This window comes from Vibrio pelagius (assembly GCF_024347575.1).
In the GTDB taxonomy this organism is placed as follows: Bacteria; Pseudomonadota; Gammaproteobacteria; order Enterobacterales; family Vibrionaceae; genus Vibrio; species Vibrio pelagius.
In genome coordinates this window covers 1,968,195-1,987,770 of the sequence record NZ_AP025503.1, presented here as the reverse complement: position 1 = coordinate 1,987,770, position 19,576 = coordinate 1,968,195, and the positions used below count along the sequence as shown (strand labels likewise).

At 44.3% G+C, this 19,576-nt stretch carries 20 protein-coding genes; 10 read left to right on the top strand and 10 right to left on the bottom strand.

Annotation, left to right across the window (positions count from 1 at the left end; genetic code table 11):
- Window positions 1-339: 339 nt before the first annotated feature.
- The 3 genes from vsple_RS08570 to vsple_RS08560 all read left to right on the top strand — a co-directional run bounded on the left by vsple_RS08570 (window position 340) and on the right by vsple_RS08560 (window position 3,560).
- On the top strand, window positions 340-1,773 hold the full coding sequence (locus vsple_RS08570; protein ID WP_261881750.1) for a sodium-dependent transporter: 1,434 nt from the start codon (window positions 340-342) through the stop codon (window positions 1,771-1,773).
- A 132-nt stretch (window positions 1,774-1,905) separates the two neighbouring features.
- A complete protein-coding gene (locus vsple_RS08565) occupies window positions 1,906-2,604 on the top strand; it encodes a TIGR01621 family pseudouridine synthase (protein ID WP_261881749.1) in 699 nt (232 codons plus the stop codon).
- An 8-nt stretch (window positions 2,605-2,612) separates the two neighbouring features.
- Window positions 2,613-3,560 (top strand): class I SAM-dependent methyltransferase, encoded by a 948-nt coding sequence (locus vsple_RS08560; RefSeq protein WP_261881748.1) that lies wholly within the window; start codon window positions 2,613-2,615, stop codon window positions 3,558-3,560.
- Between the two features lie 96 nt (window positions 3,561-3,656).
- On the opposite strand, the gene vsple_RS08555 is transcribed toward vsple_RS08560, so the two are convergent.
- From vsple_RS08555 to vsple_RS08535, 5 genes are all read right to left on the bottom strand, one after another.
- Complete coding sequence (locus vsple_RS08555) at window positions 3,657-4,274, bottom strand: CDP-alcohol phosphatidyltransferase family protein (protein ID WP_261881747.1); 618 nt, start codon at window positions 4,272-4,274, stop codon at window positions 3,657-3,659.
- A complete protein-coding gene (locus tag vsple_RS08550; protein WP_261881746.1) occupies window positions 4,264-4,914 on the bottom strand; it encodes an ATP-binding cassette domain-containing protein in 651 nt (216 codons plus the stop codon). Before vsple_RS08550 ends, vsple_RS08555 begins: the two co-directional genes overlap by 11 nt.
- Entirely contained in the window at window positions 4,880-6,580 is a 1,701-nt protein-coding gene (locus vsple_RS08545; protein ID WP_261883156.1) for an ABC transporter permease, read from the bottom strand. The genes vsple_RS08550 and vsple_RS08545 overlap by 35 nt, the downstream gene beginning before the upstream one ends.
- 5 nt (window positions 6,581-6,585) lie before the next feature.
- Window positions 6,586-7,749 carry an ABC transporter substrate-binding protein gene (locus vsple_RS08540; RefSeq protein WP_261881745.1) on the bottom strand — a complete coding sequence of 388 codons (1,164 nt, stop codon included), beginning with the start codon at window positions 7,747-7,749 and terminating at the stop codon, window positions 6,586-6,588.
- A gap of 270 nt (window positions 7,750-8,019) precedes the next feature.
- Window positions 8,020-8,466, bottom strand: a complete 447-nt coding sequence (locus tag vsple_RS08535; RefSeq protein WP_255230484.1) for an META domain-containing protein — start codon at window positions 8,464-8,466, stop codon at window positions 8,020-8,022.
- Between the two features lie 177 nt (window positions 8,467-8,643).
- On the opposite strand from vsple_RS08535, the gene vsple_RS08530 reads away from it, so the two are divergent.
- Both vsple_RS08530 and vsple_RS08525 read left to right on the top strand, forming a co-directional pair.
- Complete coding sequence (locus tag vsple_RS08530; protein ID WP_255230485.1) at window positions 8,644-8,907, top strand: DUF1289 domain-containing protein; 264 nt, start codon at window positions 8,644-8,646, stop codon at window positions 8,905-8,907.
- 95 nt (window positions 8,908-9,002) lie between these two features.
- Window positions 9,003-9,170: a hypothetical protein gene (locus vsple_RS08525; protein ID WP_255230486.1), complete on the top strand. Its 168-nt coding sequence runs from the start codon at window positions 9,003-9,005 to the stop codon at window positions 9,168-9,170.
- A 106-nt stretch (window positions 9,171-9,276) separates the two neighbouring features.
- Here vsple_RS08525 and vsple_RS08520 read toward each other — a convergent pair whose 3' ends face one another.
- Entirely contained in the window at window positions 9,277-9,498 is a 222-nt protein-coding gene (locus tag vsple_RS08520) for a hypothetical protein (protein ID WP_032552151.1), read from the bottom strand.
- A gap of 297 nt (window positions 9,499-9,795) precedes the next feature.
- The gene (locus vsple_RS08515; protein WP_261881744.1) at window positions 9,796-11,037 is read right to left on the bottom strand and encodes a DEAD/DEAH box helicase; all 1,242 of its coding nucleotides are present in this window, start codon (window positions 11,035-11,037) and stop codon (window positions 9,796-9,798) included.
- Between the two features lie 252 nt (window positions 11,038-11,289).
- On the opposite strand from vsple_RS08515, the gene vsple_RS08510 reads away from it, so the two are divergent.
- Window positions 11,290-11,646 carry a PilZ domain-containing protein gene (locus vsple_RS08510; protein ID WP_261881743.1) on the top strand — a complete coding sequence of 119 codons (357 nt, stop codon included), beginning with the start codon at window positions 11,290-11,292 and terminating at the stop codon, window positions 11,644-11,646.
- 118 nt (window positions 11,647-11,764) lie between these two features.
- On the opposite strand, the gene vsple_RS08505 is transcribed toward vsple_RS08510, so the two are convergent.
- Window positions 11,765-12,889 (bottom strand): M14 family metallopeptidase, encoded by a 1,125-nt coding sequence (locus vsple_RS08505; protein WP_261881742.1) that lies wholly within the window; start codon window positions 12,887-12,889, stop codon window positions 11,765-11,767.
- 73 nt (window positions 12,890-12,962) lie between these two features.
- Window positions 12,963-13,238: a nitrogenase-stabilizing/protective protein NifW gene (locus tag vsple_RS08500; RefSeq protein ID WP_261881741.1), complete on the bottom strand. Its 276-nt coding sequence runs from the start codon at window positions 13,236-13,238 to the stop codon at window positions 12,963-12,965.
- A gap of 438 nt (window positions 13,239-13,676) precedes the next feature.
- Here vsple_RS08500 and vsple_RS08495 point away from each other — a divergent pair, with 438 nt between their 5' ends.
- The 3 genes from vsple_RS08495 (at window position 13,677) to vsple_RS08485 (ending at window position 17,016) form a co-directional block, all read left to right on the top strand.
- A complete protein-coding gene (locus vsple_RS08495; protein WP_150868889.1) occupies window positions 13,677-14,141 on the top strand; it encodes a DUF2846 domain-containing protein in 465 nt (154 codons plus the stop codon).
- A 311-nt stretch (window positions 14,142-14,452) separates the two neighbouring features.
- A complete protein-coding gene (locus vsple_RS08490) occupies window positions 14,453-16,678 on the top strand; it encodes a TonB-dependent siderophore receptor (RefSeq protein ID WP_261883155.1) in 2,226 nt (741 codons plus the stop codon).
- A gap of 125 nt (window positions 16,679-16,803) precedes the next feature.
- Window positions 16,804-17,016: a TIGR02450 family Trp-rich protein gene (locus vsple_RS08485; protein WP_261881740.1), complete on the top strand. Its 213-nt coding sequence runs from the start codon at window positions 16,804-16,806 to the stop codon at window positions 17,014-17,016.
- A 35-nt stretch (window positions 17,017-17,051) separates the two neighbouring features.
- Here vsple_RS08485 and vsple_RS08480 read toward each other — a convergent pair whose 3' ends face one another.
- Window positions 17,052-17,783 (bottom strand): HAD family hydrolase, encoded by a 732-nt coding sequence (locus tag vsple_RS08480; protein WP_261881739.1) that lies wholly within the window; start codon window positions 17,781-17,783, stop codon window positions 17,052-17,054.
- 387 nt (window positions 17,784-18,170) lie between these two features.
- Between vsple_RS08480 and vsple_RS08475 the strand changes: the two genes are divergently transcribed.
- A complete protein-coding gene (locus tag vsple_RS08475) occupies window positions 18,171-19,520 on the top strand; it encodes a polysaccharide lyase family 7 protein (RefSeq protein ID WP_261881738.1) in 1,350 nt (449 codons plus the stop codon).
- Window positions 19,521-19,576 lie beyond the last annotated feature (56 nt).

Below are 19,576 nucleotides of genomic sequence, written 5' to 3'. Positions count from 1 at the left end.
TAGATAGTAATGCTATTTTGGTGATTTGGGAATTTTACAGAACAAGTATTTACAAAATAGAGTAAAAGCTGTAAATAGATTAAAGTTGTTAAGTTTTAGTTAACTTAAGACGAAAACGATTGTTTTGTATGAAAAGTCGGCATTTAACCACAACATTATACATTGGTAACGAAATATGTACGGTTCGGGCTTCCAATTTTAATCTTAAACTGGTTTACTGGCTATACAACGAGCGTCAATCAAATTTTTTAGGATGTAAACATAGATTTACACCTTCTTTTAATAAGACGCCACCAAAGCAAACACAACATTACACAACATACAAATTTTGGAGTTAAAGTGGCTACGAGTAATACAACCACAACACCTCGTGATACCTGGGGTTCGAAATTAGGATTCGTAATGGCTGCAGCAGGTTCTGCTGTTGGTCTAGGTAATATCTGGAAGTTCCCATATACAGCGGGTGAGAGCGGCGGCGGTGCCTTCGTTGCAATCTACCTATTCTTCGTAATCTTCATCGGTTTCAGTGTGATGCTGACTGAATTTGCTATTGGCCGTCATACGCAAAAATCAGCAGTAGGTGCATTTAAAACGACAGACCGTCGCTGGACGTTCACTGGTGTGATCGGCGTAGCGAGTGGTCTACTTATCATGGGTTTCTACCCTGTAGTAGGTGGCTGGTCTATTGCTTACATCGGTAAGATTGCCGGTGGTCTTCTAGAGGCACCTGAAGCAATCGGCGATAGCTTCGGTGGTTTCATCTCTAACCCAGTTCAACCACTGATGTGGATGGGTCTGTACCTACTTCTCAACGTTGTTATCGTTATGAAAGGTATCTCGGGCGGTATCGAGAAAGCGGGTAAGGTTTTAATGCCTCTGCTATTCCTGATCCTTATCGTGGTATCGATCAAAGGTCTGACTCTTCCAGGTTCTATGGCTGGTCTTGAGTTTCTATTCAGTCCTGATTTTTCTAAGGTAGACAGCAACGTAATCCTAGCTGCACTTGGTCAAGCATTCTTCTCACTATCTCTAGGTATGGGTTGTATGTTGACTTACGGTTCTTACCTTAAGAAGAAAGAAAACCTAGTTCAAACTACCGCAATGGTTACAGCAATGGATACAGGTGTTGCTATCCTAGCTGGTGTTGCAATGTTCCCGGCAATGTTCGCATTCGGCATGGAACCAGCAGCAGGTCCAGGTCTAGTATTCGTAGTTGTTCCTCAGCTATTTGCTGAAATGGGCGGCGTAATTGGTCTTCTATTCGCACTTCTGTTCTTCATTGGTCTAAGTGTTGCTGCTCTAACATCTTCTGTTTCTCTACTTGAGGTTGTGGTTTCTTACCTAATCGATGAGAAAGGCATGAAGCGTGTAACAGCGGTTATCTCTGCAAGTGTTGTCATGGCCGCACTATGTATCTTCGCTTCTCTATCTCTAGGTGGCGTTGGTCCAACACTGTTTGACACAGGTGCATTTGATATCTTCGACCTACTAACAGATAAGATCTTCCTAGCGGTTGGCGGTATGTTGGTATGTATCTTCGCTGGTTGGAGACTAAACCGTGCAGACCTAGAGAAAGAGATCACTAACAACGGTGAAGTATCTTTCCCACTATTCGGTCTATGGTACACATTAGTTAAGTTTGTAATCCCAGTAGCAATCGCAATCGTTGCATTCATGGGTATCTCTTCTGGCTTCGATAGCGGTAAGGGTGCAATCATGCTATTAGGTATCGGTATCATTGCAGGTTCAGCGTTGATTTCTAAGAAACTGTAATCAAACTGTAATCAAGACTTTCAATGTTAAGATGAATAGAAAGCGAGTGCCTTAGTGCTCTCGCTTTTTCATTGCTGGTATCTGGTGTTGGACAAGGTATACTTCTAGCTCGATTACGGAGTAAGCCTTTTCATGTTCGACATTCTTGTAAACCACTCAGATTTTTTACTTATCAATAAACACCCAGGTATCAGCGTTCATAAAGATGATGGTGATACCATGCTTCTTCAAGAAGTCGCGACATCACTGGATATCGAGAAGCTTTATCTGGTTCACCGCCTAGACAAAATGACCTCTGGCATATTGTTATTAGCAAAAAATGCTGCGGCGGCGAGTGAGTTGTCTCAGTTGTTTGCTAACCGAGAGGTTGAAAAGTACTACCTTGCGATCGGTTCAAAGAAGCCTAAAAAGAAGCAAGGCCTGATCGTGGGTGATATGGAGCGTTCTCGACGTTCAAGCTGGAAGTTGATTAACAGCAAACAAAATCCAGCAGTGACTCAGTTTTTATCGGCAGCGGCTGAACCTGGGGAAAGACTCCTGCTTTGTAAACCATATACAGGGCGCACTCATCAAATTCGTGTGGCGATGAAGTCGATAGGTTCGGCAATCGTTGGCGACCCAATTTACAATTCTTCAAGTCAATCTGATCGCGGTTACCTGCATGCGTTTGCGATCCGATTTACCTATCAATCCCAAGCATATCAATATGTATGTGACCCGAGAACGCACCAATCTCTTGGTCAAAAATGGTCGCAAGAGACGGTATCGACAGGTTTGGATACTTGGCTTGAACCTTGGTCACTGGCGTGGCCAAAGCTAAACATTAAGTGAGAGATATAATGGAAGCATCTGCTTTACCGGTATTTTTTGAACATATCGAACAACAGTTAAACGAAGTGCCTAATGAGTTGCGTCGTATTTTTCATGGTCGAGGCAAATTTTGGCCAGGCCTAGAGCAGCTAACTTGTGATTGGGTGGATGGTCAGCTGCTAGTGAACATTTTCAAACAGGTTGATGAAGAGTTCCTATTAAGTTTGAAAGAGGGGCTTTTTAAACTGACTGAGCAACCGATTTGGCAACAAAAACAAGGCACAAGTGTTGTGCTGCAACATCGTTATGCTGAAGGTAGCCCATCAGAAGTGATTTGGGGCGAACTAGACTCATCACCAGTGGTGGTTGAGCACGGTCTTAAGTATCAGTTGAACATCGGTCGCAACCAGAACTTCGGTCTGTTCTTAGACATGCGTAACGGTCGTCAGTGGGTCCAAGAGAACGCTAAAGACAAGAACGTATTAAACCTGTTTGCTTACACCTGTGGCTTCTCTGTGGCTGCTCTAGCGGGTGGTGCGCGTCAGTGTCTCAACGTAGATATGTCTCGCGGTTCGTTGAGCAAAGGTCGCGACAACCACCGTCTCAATGAACATGACATGCGCTCAGTTAACTTTCTCGGTTACGACATCTTTAAATGTTGGGGAAAAATCAAGAAAGGTGGTCCATACGAATTAGTGATTATTGATCCGCCATCTTTCCAAAAAGGCAGTTTTGCACTGACGAAAGACTATAAGAGAATTTTGCGTCGTCTGCCTGAGCTTCTTAAAGAGGGCGGTGAAGTGATTGCTTGCGTGAATTCTCCAATGGTTTCACCAAACTTCCTGATTGATACCATGGCGGAAGAAGCGCCGAGTGTTAAGTATCTAGAACGTATCCCAAACCCGCCTGAGTTTGTGGATGTTGATGCTGATTCAAGCCTAAAAGTACTTCGCTTCAAATTAGAATCCGCAGAGTAGTTTCTAAAAACGAACAAACCATATTGAAAGCGCCGCATTACTTCATAGTAACGCGGCGCTTTTTTATGGATTCCGTGTTCGTCGCATTGAAGTGCTTTAGGATTTGACGTTTTTAAGCGTCTGAAAGCCGAAGTAGATTCGCATAAATGTGGTGAGCCAACACGCTGCGCCAAACGCATAAGCAATGACGGCAAAGTGTTGTGGCCAAATACAGAACGCAATGAAACAAGCGATGGTTTCTGTTCCCTCAGTCAATCCAGACATGTAGTACAGAGATTTATGCTTATAAACAGGGTTCTCTATTCCTTGCTTGCCCGCCATAACTGCGAAGGCTAAGAAACTGCTGCCTGTACCGATGAAAGAGAAAATCAGAAAGGCGCCTGCAACGGCATTCGCGTCCGGGTTAGCAATCACAAAGCCAAACGGTATCAAGGAGTAGAACAAGAAATCGAGGCTTATATCGAGAAACCCACCGGCATCGGTAATTCCCTGGATACGAGCAAGCGCGCCATCAAGTCCATCACAGATACGATTTAGCACCACAAATAGCAGTGCTAAATCATACTGTTGAAACGCAAGCGACGGGAAGGCTAAACAGCCGATCAAAAAGCCGAAAAACGTAGTTTGATTCGCAGTGACGCCAGCGCGGTTTAGAACTTTAGCGGACTGAGTTAACGGCCAACGAATAACCCTGATGGAATATTTATCTAGCATTCTCTGTACTCCATGGCCAATTCAGTACTCGTGCTGCTGGTGGAATATCCGCTTTATCGTGGGTCACCATCAATGTAGGTATGTTGGCTTTGCTGAGTTGCTCAAATACCCAATCGCGAAATTGAACACGCAATTCAGGGTCGAGTTTGCTGAAGGGCTCGTCTAACAACGCAACTTTCGGTTTGGCGAGCAACATTCTGGTCAAACTGACTCGTGCTCGTTGCCCTCCAGAAATCTGGTCTGGGAATGAGTCGGCAAGTCGTGTCAGTTCGATGTCTTTTAGCGCATCTAACGCTCGCTGTTGGCGCTCTTTTCCTTTGATACTGTTTGGTAGTGCAAAGGCCAGGTTTTCCCAAACTTTTAGGTGAGGGAAGAGCAGATCGTCTTGAAACAGGATCCCAACCTCACGTTGATGAGGCGCGACTTGATCAATTCGCGCGTCGTTGACGTGAACTTGCCCTGTGTATTCAAACTCGTTGCTAAGGTGACCAGCGATCACGTCGAGCAGAGTCGACTTACCACAGCCACTTGGTCCCATCAGAGCCAGCACTTCGCCGGATTTTAAATGAAGATTGAGCGATGAGAATAACTCGCTTCCATCGAGCTTATGGATGGCGAGGTCGTTGAGAGATAGACTCATTAGGTAATAAACCTTTATATGAAAGACGGCGATACTTCATTTGTAAACGGCTGATAAGAATCGCAAAAGAGAAAAAGAATAGTGGCAGTAAGGCTTGCCAAATAGCGTAAATCGCGGTGACCCTGCGGTCGAATCCACTCGTCAAGGCAACCGCTTCTGTGGTGATGGTGCTGATTCTACCTGCACCCAACATCAAGGTTGGCAGATATTGAGCAAGGCTGACACTAATGCCCACAGCCCAAGCAAAAACCATCGTTGGTAACAGAATAGGTAATTTAACCGTGAGCCAGCTTCGAAGCGGCGACTTCCCGAGGCTGAGAGCGGCTTTGATCAAGCCAGGTTCAAAACTGCGCCAAGGGCCGTCCAATGACAGATAGACGAATGGAAAAGCAAAAAATACATGCGACCAAATCACCCAAAACTCATAAGCGGTACTATTGAGGTAGAGAGTGGTAACCTGCAAACCAAACAGAACAGATAGCTGAGGAATAAGCATCGGAATCGCGATAATGTATCCCGGAACCTGCCAACGATGCTTAATACGGTATTCATGAGCAATGAGGGCAAGTACTAACGCGATGGTCGCAGAAATAACCGCAATCCAGAGGCTGGTGCTAATGGTACCGGTGATCGCGTTCCACTCGTATTCCCAAAAGCGAGTGCTATAACGGCTTGGTAATAGGTCAGGAAAGCGCCAGCGTTGAGCGACACTCCATATCAACATCAATGGGAACATGGCTGCTGTTAGCAATGCCAAGAAAGAGAACAGGCTACGTCCAGGTAGAGCGACACCACGGCGACCTGACACCTGCCAACCGCGAAAATACTTAAGAACGGTCCACTCAACCAATCGAGCAAACGCTATAAGTAGGCTTGCTAAACCAAATAGAACAATGGCCCCGGCTGCAGCTCTTGGTAATAAGCTGAGGTCTGGGTCGTTAAACCATTGCCACACTAATACAGCAAAAGTGGGTGGGTTTGTTGGACCGATAATGAGCGCGATATCAACCACAGACAAACTGTAAGCGAGTACCGCCAACATAGGGAAGCGTAATTTGTTGAACCATTGTGGGAAAACACATTTCCACCAAATTTGTGAACGATTGTAGCCTAGCGAAGCACTCACTTTGGTTATTTTAGGAATATCTAATTGTTGCAGAATAGAGATACTCATTAACAATAAGAATGGAATCTCCTTCAACGCCAACATCACGATTAATCCAAGTGCATACGGGTCTTTCACCAGTAACGCTAGCTCAGTATTCGTCGAAGGTTCACCAAAGAAACCTTGCAGGACACGCATGCCAAGACCGCTTGGGCTAAACAGAAAGGCGAACCCGATAGCAAAGGCAACATGAGGAATCGCTAGCATCGGAGACAGAGTAAGCTCGATTTTACGCCAGAATGGTTTGTCCCACGTGGCTTGGAGAATACAGAAGGTGAGAAAACAGGCCAGGTAGCTGCTGATCACGGCTGAGCTCAGTGTAAGACCGATAGAGTGGTAGACGCCTTCCCACGCGAAAACTTGCTCGAAACCAACGATTGAAAACTGTTCTAAACCCAGTGGAGGTATATAACTGAGGGATGAAGCAATAACCCCAACTACCCCTGGGATAGTTGGGATGATGCACACCGCTATAACAACAAAATATAGAGCGTGAAGAATCAAACTTAGTTACCGTAGCGCTTTAACCACTCAGATTCGAGTGCGGTTTGCCAGCTTGGGTGCGGCTCATCTACCGACTTGAACTGCTGAGTATTACGCGCGCTTCCTGTTAGGTATTTGCTGCTCAATACAGATGGGTCGCCCCAGATGTTAAGGTCGCCTTTGCGTGATTGTGCTTCTGGGCTTAGTAGGTAGTTGATTGCCACTTGCGCGCCCGCCGATGCGTTGGCATTCCAAGGGATGGCTAAAAAGTGAATGTTAGATAGTGCACCACTTTCGAAGGCAAACGCTTTGGTGGTTTCTGCCAGTGTACCATTGGCTTGAGCAGAGAAAACCGCATTCGGGTTGAAGGTGATCGCTAAGTCCAACTGACCATCATCAAGCAGCTGGATGCTTTCGGATGTACCAGCAGGGAATTGTTTGCCGCCACGCCACGCAACCTTATGGAATTCATCAAGGTATGCCCATAGTGGTTGAGTAATCGTCTGGAAGGTCTTCTCATCAACAGGTTTAGACAGGGCTGGATCGTTATTGGTGAGCTCAATAAGGAGCGACTTCACAAAGCTGGTGCCGTGAAATTCTGGTGGACGAGGGTAGCTTAAGCGATTTGGATACGCTTGTGCGTAGCTCAACATTTCAGAGAAAGAGTGCGGAGGGTTGTTGAGTGTTTCTTGGTCGTGAATAAAGACCAGTTGTCCAACACCCCAAGGCGCTTCTAAGCCCTCCGTAGGTTCTGAAAAATCAACATCGATGGGTAGCGACTTATCGACATACTGCCAGTTAGGTAGTGTTTCAGTAAATGGGCCAAACAGTAGCGCATTGTCCTTCATAGAACGGAAGTTTTCACCGTTAATCCAGACCATATCGACACTACCACCACTGTTTTTACCAGCGGCTTTTTCTGCGATCAGACGAGTTGTTGTTTCGGCTATGTCAGTGACCTTAACGTGCTTAAGTGTCACGCCGTGATTTTGTTGCAATTGCTTGCCAGCCCATTGGATATAGCGATTGATCTCTTGGTTGCCGCCCCAAGCATGGAAGTAGACAGTTTGTCCTTCGGCTTCGCGCTCTATTTTGCTCCACTCTTGAGTGTTTGTGCTGTCTGCATAAAGTGTTGCGCTATAGGCCGTTGTGGCAAGTAATCCAATAGTACTAACTAATTTGTTCATAAACTTTTCCATATCTTTGTGAACCGGCGAGGGCTGTGCATTTGGTACTTCCTAAAGTTATTCTATCTGGTTCTGAAATAATTTCTAATTCAATAGTAAATTCAAAGAATTACTTGTCGAATTATGTGACCTTATCTATGACCGTGTTTTTGGCTAAATAATTACAGAACCAATGAGAAATTTTTTAATAAGTTGGAAATACTCTCCAGATACGAAAAAAGGAGCCAAATGGCTCCTTTTGAAAACTTGATTTTCACGTTGTTGAGATGATTAGTTTTTCCAATCATTTAGTGTGTACGTCAGAGTGTGTACATCGTTCTTCAGTATTAATATGTCGTTGGTTAGCGTTACGTCGCTCCACTCTACAAGAGTCGCAGATACAGACTGTTCAATATCCATTGCTGTACCGTGACACATCTTCATTGTCATACCCATCTGTTTGATGCGGAATTGACCATCTTTTAATTCACCCTGACCAAAGAAATTATTACAACCTGCAACGCCATTAGCTGTTAGCTTTTCACCGATCTCAAGGCGGGGTGCTTCACGATGCACGCTTTTCTCAATGTTTTTGCCGTCGATTTGTGCCAGTTCCCAATTATGGTGCTGTAAGTCGGTAGCTGTTACTTGCGTTGCGTCACTACCTGTTGTCGTGCATGCAGCAAGCATGATTGGTAAAGCGGCTACTGCTAGTAATTTTTTTGAACTAAACTTCATATAATATGGCTCCAAAGGAATAAACAAAGTTACCAAAGTTACGTAACTTGATTGATGAAAAGTATAGTTAACAAAGCACTATATATGTCAGTATACGGTCATAGTTTAGTATGGATTCATTGGGCTCGATGGTTTAGTCATCATAGTAGCAGGCATATAAAGTACTCAGGAGGAGTCGTGGAGCAGTTAGAGTTTTTCCAAGTTCCAAGCCCTTGTGTCGGAGTATGTTCAACCGATGAGAAAGGCTATTGCAATGGTTGTATGCGAAAGCGGGAAGAGCGCTTTAATTGGATGTCGATGACACCATCTCAGCAGTTGCATGTCATTAAATTATGCCGACAAAGATATAGAAGAAAGCGTCTTGCTCAGTTGAATAGTGGCGCTAAACCACAACAGCCATCAGAAGAGTCTGTGAATCCACAACAAGATCTTTTTGGATAATCGCGGTTCACATAGTCTAATTTTAACAAATTATTTACATTGGTCGGCAGGTGTAATACTACTAGGACTACGATGCCAGAAAGGATGATGTTGGTATGAGTAAGAAAGAGAGAAAAATTAAGAAAAAGCCAATAAAGTCGTTAGACAAAGAACGCATAGAAGATAAAGATGACCCAGAAAGAGTCGCACGCGATTGGCACACTATGACTGAAGAAGAGCAAATGGAAGTGTTGTCCCACCTCTCTGATATGCCTTTCCAATAGTGCACGAACAGTAAATTGATACCAAGGTGATAACAGAATACTAAAAAGCCACTAAACAGTGGCTTTTATGCATTATGGGCTCGAAAGTATTACTTTTGGGGCAAATCTACTTGGAACCCCAATGATCGCTTACCCATCCACCAATATGCTCATCAAAATGATTACCACTGAATCGGTGGTTACGTTCAACAGAGCTATCACTCTCATCTTTATTGTCTAATAGTGTTTGAATGTAGTTAGCCATCGGGTCATTGGAACGTTGACGGTCGCGTCGGGTTGCCACTTCTTTAATCAGTTGTAATCGGTATGCAGAGCTAGCACGTTTCATTTCAATGACCTCCTGTTTATAGACACTAATAGAAAAATCTAGTTGGTGGTTTTGTGACCGTCAACGCGATTTTGAAGTATTTTTTTTGACCAACGAGGAATCAATCAGTTGAGTGCGATATTCATAAAAATGTCATCAAAACAGCTTGGAGCCTAGTGTTGAAATAAGAGGTTTTATATGAGTAAAGATGACTATTTCGTCAGGTTTAGATGTAAAAAAGCCCAGTTCAAAACCGGGCTTTGGATGAAACATCCGTTTTTGTTCAAAACAGGGTGTTGTCGGATGCGACACTGACGATCAATTTGCTTGACGTGAGTTCTTACTTTTAAATTGCTTAATGCTCTTTTTCTTGGCTGTTCGACGATTGGCCTGTTTGTCTTTCGGAGGACGTTTGCGTTGTGTGCCTTCGGTTGCTGGCTTGTCGGTCACAGGGAAGCCGTCTAGCGATTGAACTGGTAATGCTCGCTTGGTTAATTGACGTATTGCATTCAAGGTATCCATTTCACTGTGACTCACCAATGAAATGGCATGACCATTGGCGCCAGCACGAGCGGTGCGCCCGACACGATGGACATAGCTTGCGGAATGAGCAGGTAACTCAAAGTTGATGACCAGAGGTAGGTCGTCAATATGAATACCACGAGCCATCACATCGGTTGCAACAAGCGTTTCAATATTCCTTTCTTTAAACGCTTCGAGGAGTTGGCTGCGTTCGTCTTGAGTCTTATTACCGTGCAGTGCTTCAACATTGAGCTTGGCTTTCTTAAGCTTCTTAGTGAGAGCATCTGCGTTATCTTTTGCGCCGATGAAAACCAAAGATTGAGTGTTTTGATGCTGCTTCAATAGACTGATAAGAGCTTGAGGTTTACTGCCTTTGTTGACCAAATACAAGGTCTCTTGGATGTTCTCGACCACACTGTTTTTTGGGTGTACGCTCACTTTCAATGGCTTGAACAGCAGGGTTTCAGCTTGTTGCTCTAACTCCGTCGGTAGTGTTGCCGAGAAAAGCAGAGTCTGATGTTTGGCTGGTAGAGATTTCTTGATCGCCTGAATGTCAGGCCAAAATCCCATGTCTAATAGACGGTCGGCTTCATCAAGCACAAATGATTTGCACTGTGAGAGTGATAGTGAGCCATGTTCGATCAGAGACACTAAACGACCAGGTGTCGCTACAATCATCTGCGGTTCCTGACTCAACATATCGCTAATACTCTCTTCGCTCATTCCACCTATAAAGGTTGCAATACGAATGGAGAGTGCACGCGCAAAAGGCTCTATTGAAGAGGCTACTTGGTTGGCGAGTTCACGTGTTGGTACCACTATGAGACTTTGAACCGCATCGATGCCATGTTCAAGGTTGTGTAGTCCACCCAGACCAAATGCAAGTGTTTTGCCGCTGCCAGTCTGAGCCAATGCCAGTAAATCCCTTTTCTCAATGATCGCTGGGATCGTTTTCGTTTGAATTTCTGTTGGTTGTTGCAGCGTTTGCGGCAGAGCCTCGATAAGCTCAGAACACAGGTTTAATGATTTGAATGTCATGATGTGAACCGATTGAAAATGGATGAGGAGTCTAACAGCGCGCAATGGTTGAGTGAACCTTTTTAGCTAATCAGAACCGTTTGGACTTTGCCTCTAGCAAAATCGGACGTCACGTGTCGATATTTTCGCTAAAGGTCTGACAAGCATAGCCGATAATTAATTCTAATGATGATTTGTGCTATGTTCATCTTGTGAGTGGATATTGATTTGGGTGCTAAGCTTAAGCTGCACCATGTGTAGGGAGACAGATAAATGAGTGACGGGTCGTTTACCCAAAAACGCCAGTACTATCGCCTAAAATACCCCAAAGGGGCTAGGCCGATCATGCGTATCAAAGATGAGCTCTTTCAAGTGAGTGAAGTATCGGAGAAAGGCGTGCGCGTTATGACACGAAATGTCAGTCACTTTTATCGTGGACTTTCGATGGCGGGCACACTCGACCTACATGATGAAAAACGCGTTGATATATCGGGTGCGGTTTTACGCTTTGATGGGGATGAAGTGATCATTCAACTGTCTCGTGGTCCGAGCTTTAAAGACATGGTGTCTGAACAGAGGCACATCCGCCAACGCTACCCTGCATTTTTCGCAAGTTTAAGAGCGGCGTAGTTGAATTGACTAAAGTAGTTGAGAACATTAAGAAGCCCGAGAGTGAAATAACTCTCGGGCTTCTTGTCTCTATCGGTCTGATAACTCTACAGAGTTGCCTGCATATAGTATGGACGGATTACAGTTTTGGTACGGTTGCCCATACTGCCGCCAGCATATCGTGACCAAATGCAACACTGCGGTCTGGTGACCAGCCGTAAAGCTCATCTGCGTGGCTAATATGATCTTTAAATGGCATTTCAACGGTGTAAGACAGGCACTTGAATTGCTCTGCGACCCAGTTTGAGCCTACAGTTAAGTTTGCTTTGCCCGGCTCATCTTTATCGTAACCGATTTCGTCTTGGAATTCTGGTGTGATAGTGAAGAGTGCTTGTTTGAAGTGCTCTTCTAAGGCTTGTAAACGCGCATCATAAGAAGGAATACCTTCGCTACCCGCGACAAAGTTGTAAGGGATAGCTTCGTCACCGTGAATATCCAAGAACATATCAACGCCAGTTTCTAACATGCGTTCACGAACGAGGTAAACCTCTGGGCTGCGCTCCATTGAGGGTGTTTGCCATTCGCGGTTTAGGTTTACGCCCAAGCCATTAGTACGTAAGTGACCACGGATACTGCCGTCTGGGTTCATGTTTGGTACTGCGCGAATCACAACCTTGTCGAGTAGGGCACGGCCAACTGTGTCTGTCTCATCAAGAAGGCGTTGTAAGAAGCCCTCAATGAACCATTCTGCCATCGTCTCACCAGGGTGTTGACGGCCAATGATCCAGATATTCTTTTTCTTCGGGCTCGGTTCGCCAATGGTAAGCAGGCTAATGTCGTTGTTGTCGTTAGTCACACCTAGTGTTTCAAGCTTACAAGCAGGGTGCGTTTGAGCACTGTGAAGTAAATCTTGGTGGCGGTCATAGGAGTAAGGAGCGAAGTAAGCAAAGAACATAGATTCATGCTCAGGAATGATATCGAACTGTAGCGTATCACCATCAAACGTTGCTGGAATACGGAACCACTCTTCGCGATCGTAAGAAGCAACGACGTCGTACTCTTTCCAACCCTCTGGGTAGGCGGACTTTGCTAAGCCTTGGATTTCAAAATGGTGTGGAACTTGCGCTTCACTCTCTAAACGGAAGTGAAACCACTGTGCAATGTCAGTGTGCTTATCCGCTGGGATAGTCAGTTGGATGTTTTGTGGAGCATCTGCATTAACGACATTGATATTGCCGCTTTCGAAATTACTGAAAATTTTCATTGTAGTTGTTATCTCGTAGTTGAGTTGCACTAAGGTTAGCACACTTCATTTGAAGCAAACTACTCTGAAAACTTCAGCGCCGTTGGCAAGATGTACAACCGCGGCAAGCAGAACGTGTATGTTTGTCTAGTTTACTGCGTTGAACCTTACAATAGGCATTTTTGAGTGCTCGTCGCCCTGCAAACCAATCATCCGGCTTGGTCAAAATTAGATAGCCATTAAAACGTTTCATCAACTCTGTTCGGTTCTCTTCGATGAATCGACTGTCAAATCCGATCTCAAAGTACTCAAGCGCCTGCTCAATACGTTCAAAGCTTGCAATTTTCTGCAAAAGTTCAGGGTGGCTCATTGTCTTCCCATACTATTTCATTGGCCGTGAACTCTAGCTCATTTAACGATTTTTTTTATTGATGTAGTCAATGGTCTGCAAAGTTATTTAAAAACTCCGCAAACAGCTGTGCAGCGAATTCTGCACATGTGAAGAGGAGAAGTACACAGGACCGGCTCTTGAGCTCACAGCATTTGTTCCACCTAAAAACGGTTAGTTGAAACAACTCAATCTGTTGAATCTACGCTAGCTTCATGATGCTGGCTTTTTATATTAAAAACAGCAGGTTAAGTATGTGTTAAATCGTAACAATGTGACGGATTTACAAATAAAAAATGAGAAGTTCTCGCATTGTGTTAGCTTTGTCGCGATTTTTATAAATGGAGCATGATTCATAAATTTGGGCGTATATCATCTTGCTGAATTATAAACGATCGTTATTTAGCAAAAGGTAAACAAATGAAAACTAAGCTAATTTTTAGTGCAGTAGCACTGTCAGTATTATCAGGTTGTGCAACGGTTCCAACCGCAGATAAAGCTGAGTCAACTAAATTGAAGCAATTCGCTGAGCCAGCAGAGGGTATGGCGGGTGTATATGTATATCGTGATAACTCGACAGTCGGCGCTGCATTGAAAAAAGATGTCTACATTAATGGCGATTGCGTTGGTGAGACTGCACCTGGTGTTTTCTTTTACCAGCAAGTTTCAGGGAACCAAGAACATACGATCAGTACTGAATCCGAGTTCTCAGCCAACGACCTAACTTTGTATACAGAAGAAGGTCGTAACTATTTCGTTCAGCAATACATCAAAATGGGTGTGTTTGTTGGCGGTGCAGCCTTAGAGCAAGTAGAAGAGCAAACTGGTAAAGTTGAAGTCACTAAGACCGATCTTGCTATCCAAGGTACCTGTACTTCTATGTAATCGACATTTGATGTAGCGGTATTTCTATTTAATAACCGCATCTTTTGGACGAATTGAGTCATCATGGCTCAATTCGTTGTATATGCCTTGCTTCTCTAACCCTTATCTATCTTTCTCAACTTCTCTGCTCCCCAAGCTTAACCAAGTGTAACTTTTAACAACATAGTCAACTCATTATACGTGCTACTGATCACTTGTTTCATATCATCTTGATTTATAAATTCACATTAACTTTTCTCCTGTTACAATTCTTAGTGTGAATGTTAATGATAATAATTTGTATTTATATGGATTTAGTTAAGGAGAGAATGATGAAGTGGCAGTTTAAGCTCACCCCACTTTCAATTGCAGTGACTGCATTACTTGGTGGAGGAGCAGTTCATGCAGAAGAGGATGAAACGGTTGTCGTGGTTGGTCAGCAGGTCGATGACAATGCGGTAGGACCGGACTTCAGTTATGTTGGCGAGAAAAGTCAAACCGCAACCAAAACGACACTTGCCCTGCATGAAACCCCTAGAGCAGTTTCTGTGGTGACACGTGAGCAGATGGATGACCGTGCCTCTATCAGTATCTCCGATGCACTTCAGTATACACCGGGTATTCAGACCAACTATTACGGTGAAGATAACAAACAAGACTGGTTTGTCGTACGTGGCTTCCAACAAGCAGGGACAGGCTTGTATCAAGATGGTACGCGACTCTATTCCGCAGGCTTTTACAGTTGGCAAATTGACCCATTTGGTTTGGAGCGTGTAGAAGTACTCCGCGGCCCTGCGTCTGTGCTATATGGGCAAAACCCACCAGGTGGTCTGATTAATGTTGTTAGCAAACGTCCACAATTTGATGGGGGGTCAGGTCAAGTAGGCATTGACGTTGGTTCATTTGACCGCACCCAAGTGACTCTCGATGTGAACACCGAGGTGAATGATGATGTGGCTTTCCGCATAGTCGCACTTGGTAGAAAGAATGGAACCAAGGTCGATGATGTTGAGGCTGAACGCTTTATGGTTGCGCCATCACTAATGTGGAAGGTGAGCGATAAAACAGACATTACGCTCTTAGCAAGTTATCAAGAAGATGATTCCGACCCCTACTTGCAGTTCTTACCGATGGAAGGCACGCTAACAGACAACCCAAATGGCAAAATCTCAGATAGCACCGCGGTAGGTAATCCAGATTGGGAAACCTTTGAACGTCAGCAACTCTCGTTAGGGTATGAATTTAACCATGAGTTTAATTCAGCACTGAGCTTCGGCCAGTCGGCACGTTATAGCCGTATGGATATCAACTTAAAGCAGATTTATTCATTGATGTACGCAGCGGATCATCCGACATTTGGTGCCGCTTTAGATCCTACAGGGTCAAGACAAACGGTTCTTCGTCAGGCATCTACAGAAGAGGGGCATTCAGATGCCTTTAATATCGATAATCGATTGGTGTTTAACTTCAAAACTGGTGATATCGAGCACATCTTACTAACTGGTGTTGATTACCAAATGATCGACATTGACAGCAATGATTACGCTGCTGATCCGATTGTTGCTGATGGCAATGTACTAACTGGGCTAGGTGTTTACGATCCGACCTTCAATGTTTATAACCCAAGCTACACTAACAACATTATCTTGCTTGATCCAAGTTCACCGACTTTATCTCCTGTGTCTGATGCAGACCTGCAAAATTCAGTCACTAAAAATCGCCAACTTGGCTTTTATATTCAAGACCAAATTCGATTCGATGATTTGATTGTCCAAGCAGGGCTTCGCTACGACGATACCTCTAATGAACAGTCCAATAAGACAACAGGTAGTATTCGCAAAGCGGATTACGAGGAATGGACAACCAACTTAGGTGTCGCGTATGTGACGTCGGCAGGGTTCACACCTTACTTTAGTTATGCACAATCTTTTGAGCCTATCATTAAAACCTCTGTTGCTAATCAAGCGGCGAAGCCAGAACGTGGTGAAAGTTACGAAGCGGGTGTGAAATACCTGCCGAAGAGTTTTGAGGGTCAGTTCAATGTTGCGGTGTATGAAGCGACGAAGAAAGATGTGGTGGATGTAATCACTGGTAGTAACCAGGTCAACCAGATTGGTGAAATTCGTAACCGAGGCGTGGAATTGGGTGCTGTGGCTAATGTAACCGAGTCACTTACTCTAATTGGTAACTTAGCGTTCTTAGATTCTGAGATCACCAAAGACCAAGATCAGAATCAAGTGGGTAAAACGCCAGCACAAGTGGCAGACATGATTGGTTCTGTTTGGGCGAAGTACCAGTTCTTTGATGACGCGTTAGATGGGTTGAGTATCGGTGGTGGTGTTCGATACATTGGCGAAACTTATGGCGATAACCTCGAGCAAAATAAGGTTTCGTCTTATACCCTCTACGACGCAACGGTAAGCTACCGATTTGCGGATTACAAACTGCAAGTCGCGGCGAAAAACCTGTTTGATAAAGAGTACGTCGCTACCTGTAACTATTACTGTTACTACGGCGACCGTCGCAACGTTATCGCGAGCTTAACTTACGATTGGTAATTTGGGCTTAAAATCTAGCAGGTAATAAAGCATGGTGATGATTGGCCACCATGCTTTTTTTATTTCTAAGTGATCCGAATAATTCTTTGAAGCTTATAGATAAAACTAAAAGAAAGGAGAGTTTTATGAACAGAATCAATCCTAGGAAGTTACTGCACAGTAAGTGGACTGCTGTGACCCCCGTCAATCGTGAAAAGCACTTCATGATCACTGAGATGGAATTTGAAGAAGATGTGGTTGTAAGGTGTGTTCTTGAAGCGGTGATGACAAAGCGAGCGCGTGATATCGATTGGCATGACCTTACCAACAATAGTTTGTGGAAAATGGGCTGGAAGTAAACCATTGCCTCAGTCTAGCTTTACACTTATGAGCATTATCTAGGCTGGCTTTGCCAGTACTGAAGCCCTTCTAATACACCTGCAGCATGCGTTGCCTTGCTGGTGTAGACATTGTCCCTTTTTGAAAGGTGAGCGACTTCTGGGTAGTGGTTGGCTACCAGAATTGAGTTAACGCCATTGATGGTCAGCATTGAGGTATCGTTAGCGGAATCACCGGCCACACACACTTCATCGATAGTTAAGTCGTGTTGTTTCAAAAGGTAGTGAATAGCAGAAGCTTTGTTGACGTTTTTCGGGGTAACGTCCAAGTACCAATCGTGAGAGTAGGTTAAGTCAACCTGTGCACCATGTGCTACGAGCGCACTCTCAACAAGCTGTCTTTGATGGTCAGTTAATGATCCTTCAAATGTGATTTTATAGTCGCCTTGGTGGTTAGGATCCAACTTGCCCATGAAGTCGAAGCCCGCTAACGCTTGTTCAACTTTACGTTTATCCCACGTTGCTTTTAGTTTTTGGTGCCAGTGCATATCAGGTTGCTGGATTGGTTGATGATGGTGAATCTGGGTTCCAACGTCGCTGATAATGCTGTGTGGTGTTGGGTAGTTATCCGAGGCTAAGCCAACTTTAATGGAAGGTAACGTACGCCCTGTGGCAATAACAAATCGAATACTAGGCTGATCGCTCAAGTAGTCAAACAATTGATTGACCCCGTCAGATGAACCACCGTCCAAGGTGCCGTCAAAATCACACACTAGCATCTTAATCATTGTTTTCTCTCCGTTAAAATTTGCTTTCCTATTAGCTAAGGTTGGCTTACTAAGTTACGAATAACAAGGTCAGGCTACGTCACTTTAGAGTAAAAAGATCAGTTTGCCCGCGAGTGTCACACTCGGTAGGAGAATTGCTTGCAAGAGTCGCAATAAGCAATGGACAACAGATGTGTTTCAAAGTCTACATGCAAACATACATGCGATTATCGGTATAAAGATGAGTGATATCACACATTGTGATATTTGTAATATAATAATTTATTTGTGTGATGTTTTGCCAGCTTGTCGTACAAATCTTCATCTATATTATCTTCCGTTGTGCAGAGGAAGCTGTGCAACCTATGGAATAAAATAATAAACGTGAAACAAATCATGGAGACTTGTATGATTTTTAAACCTTGCAAACCACTATCTTGTGCTGTCATGTTTGCGCTGTTTTCTGGTTCTGTTGCGGCAGAACAGCTAAATATTCAATCGGCATCGGATTGGGGTGGTTCGCACTCTTCTTATCCTGCGTCGAAGGCAATTGATGGTGACACCAACTGGTCGTCACGCTGGGCTGCGCAAAACGCTCCGGTTAACCTCGTACTCGATCTTGGTTCTGTTCAGAACGTTCAAGACGTCAAGATCGATTGGGGTAAAGGCGAAGAGCAAACCTACAAATTTGAGATTCGTGCGTTAGCTGATGAAAGCTCTAGTACTTGGGATAAGGTCTACTATGGTGAAAGCGGAGGTAATACATCCGATTTTGAAAGCTACGATGTACAAGACGTTCAAGCGCGTTGGGTTCGAATTAAGGTGTTTTCAAACAGTGCTGAGAGTGTATGGACTAACATTACTGAAGTACAGATTCATGGTAACGAGGGGCAAGATTTTGGGTTAGACCCGAATGCGCCACCTTCGGGCAACTTTGACCTTCTGGATTGGTATGTGAGTATTCCAGTGGATGAAGGCGATGGTTACGCAACGTCAATCAAAGAGAATACTTTGGCTGCGGGCTATGAAGATGAGTTTTTCTACACTGGTAGCGATGGTGGTTTGGTGTTCTATACGCCAGTTGAAGGGGTCACCACATCGAGCGGTACTAAGTATGTGCGAACTGAGCTGCGTGAAATGCTACGTCGCGGTGACACGTCTTACTCTACATCTGGCAAGGATAATAACTGGGCGTTCTCTTCAATTCCTTCAAGCGAGCAAGCAGCCTTTGGCGGTATTGATGGCACTCTGAATGCTACATTGGCAGTTAACCATGTGACAACAACCACCTCAAATACTGAGCAAGTGGGTCGAATCGTGATCGGTCAAATCCACGCGGAGAAAAATGAGCCAATTCGTCTGTACTACCATAAGCTGCCTAATAACGATAAGGGAGCAATCTATTTTGCTCATGAGACGTCGCAGTCTACTGGAGGCGATGAAACTTGGTACAACTTACTGGGTAACATGGTAACGTCTGATGGTGATCTGAATAGTCTAAGTAACCCGAGTGACGGCATCGCCTTGGATGAGACTTTCTCATACTCGATTGTGGTGGAGGGTGACAAACTGATCACAACCATCAGTCAAAATGGAACTGAGCTTGCTGCAAAAGAAGTCGACATGAATAATAGTGGATACGATGACGCCGACAACTACATGTATTTTAAGGCGGGCATCTACCTACAAGATAACACCAGTAATGACAGTGACTATGCCCAAGTGACCTTCTATCAGATCGATAATAGTCATAACTAATCGTCGCTAAAGGAGTGTAACTAAAAGGTGATGATGTGTGTCATCACCTTTTATTT

Excerpts from the sequence above, each read along its gene's own strand:
- vsple_RS08565 (WP_261881749.1), top strand. The coding sequence starts at position 1,906 with ATGTTCGACATTCTTGTAAACCACTCAGATTTTTTACTTATCAATAAA.
- vsple_RS08560 (WP_261881748.1), top strand. The coding sequence starts at position 2,613 with ATGGAAGCATCTGCTTTACCGGTATTTTTTGAACATATCGAACAACAG.
- vsple_RS08555 (WP_261881747.1), bottom strand. The coding sequence starts at position 4,274 with ATGCTAGATAAATATTCCATCAGGGTTATTCGTTGGCCGTTAACTCAG.
- vsple_RS08550 (WP_261881746.1), bottom strand. The coding sequence starts at position 4,914 with ATGAGTCTATCTCTCAACGACCTCGCCATCCATAAGCTCGATGGAAGC.
- vsple_RS08540 (WP_261881745.1), bottom strand. The coding sequence starts at position 7,749 with ATGAACAAATTAGTTAGTACTATTGGATTACTTGCCACAACGGCCTAT.
- vsple_RS08535 (WP_255230484.1), bottom strand. The coding sequence starts at position 8,466 with ATGAAGTTTAGTTCAAAAAAATTACTAGCAGTAGCCGCTTTACCAATC.
- vsple_RS08525 (WP_255230486.1), top strand. The coding sequence starts at position 9,003 with ATGAGTAAGAAAGAGAGAAAAATTAAGAAAAAGCCAATAAAGTCGTTA.
- vsple_RS08520 (WP_032552151.1), bottom strand. The coding sequence starts at position 9,498 with ATGAAACGTGCTAGCTCTGCATACCGATTACAACTGATTAAAGAAGTG.
- vsple_RS08515 (WP_261881744.1), bottom strand. The coding sequence starts at position 11,037 with ATGACATTCAAATCATTAAACCTGTGTTCTGAGCTTATCGAGGCTCTG.
- vsple_RS08510 (WP_261881743.1), top strand. The coding sequence starts at position 11,290 with ATGAGTGACGGGTCGTTTACCCAAAAACGCCAGTACTATCGCCTAAAA.
- vsple_RS08505 (WP_261881742.1), bottom strand. The coding sequence starts at position 12,889 with ATGAAAATTTTCAGTAATTTCGAAAGCGGCAATATCAATGTCGTTAAT.
- vsple_RS08500 (WP_261881741.1), bottom strand. The coding sequence starts at position 13,238 with ATGAGCCACCCTGAACTTTTGCAGAAAATTGCAAGCTTTGAACGTATT.
- vsple_RS08495 (WP_150868889.1), top strand. The coding sequence starts at position 13,677 with ATGAAAACTAAGCTAATTTTTAGTGCAGTAGCACTGTCAGTATTATCA.
- vsple_RS08490 (WP_261883155.1), top strand. The coding sequence starts at position 14,453 with ATGAAGTGGCAGTTTAAGCTCACCCCACTTTCAATTGCAGTGACTGCA.
- vsple_RS08485 (WP_261881740.1), top strand. The coding sequence starts at position 16,804 with ATGAACAGAATCAATCCTAGGAAGTTACTGCACAGTAAGTGGACTGCT.
- vsple_RS08480 (WP_261881739.1), bottom strand. The coding sequence starts at position 17,783 with ATGATTAAGATGCTAGTGTGTGATTTTGACGGCACCTTGGACGGTGGT.
- vsple_RS08475 (WP_261881738.1), top strand. The coding sequence starts at position 18,171 with ATGATTTTTAAACCTTGCAAACCACTATCTTGTGCTGTCATGTTTGCG.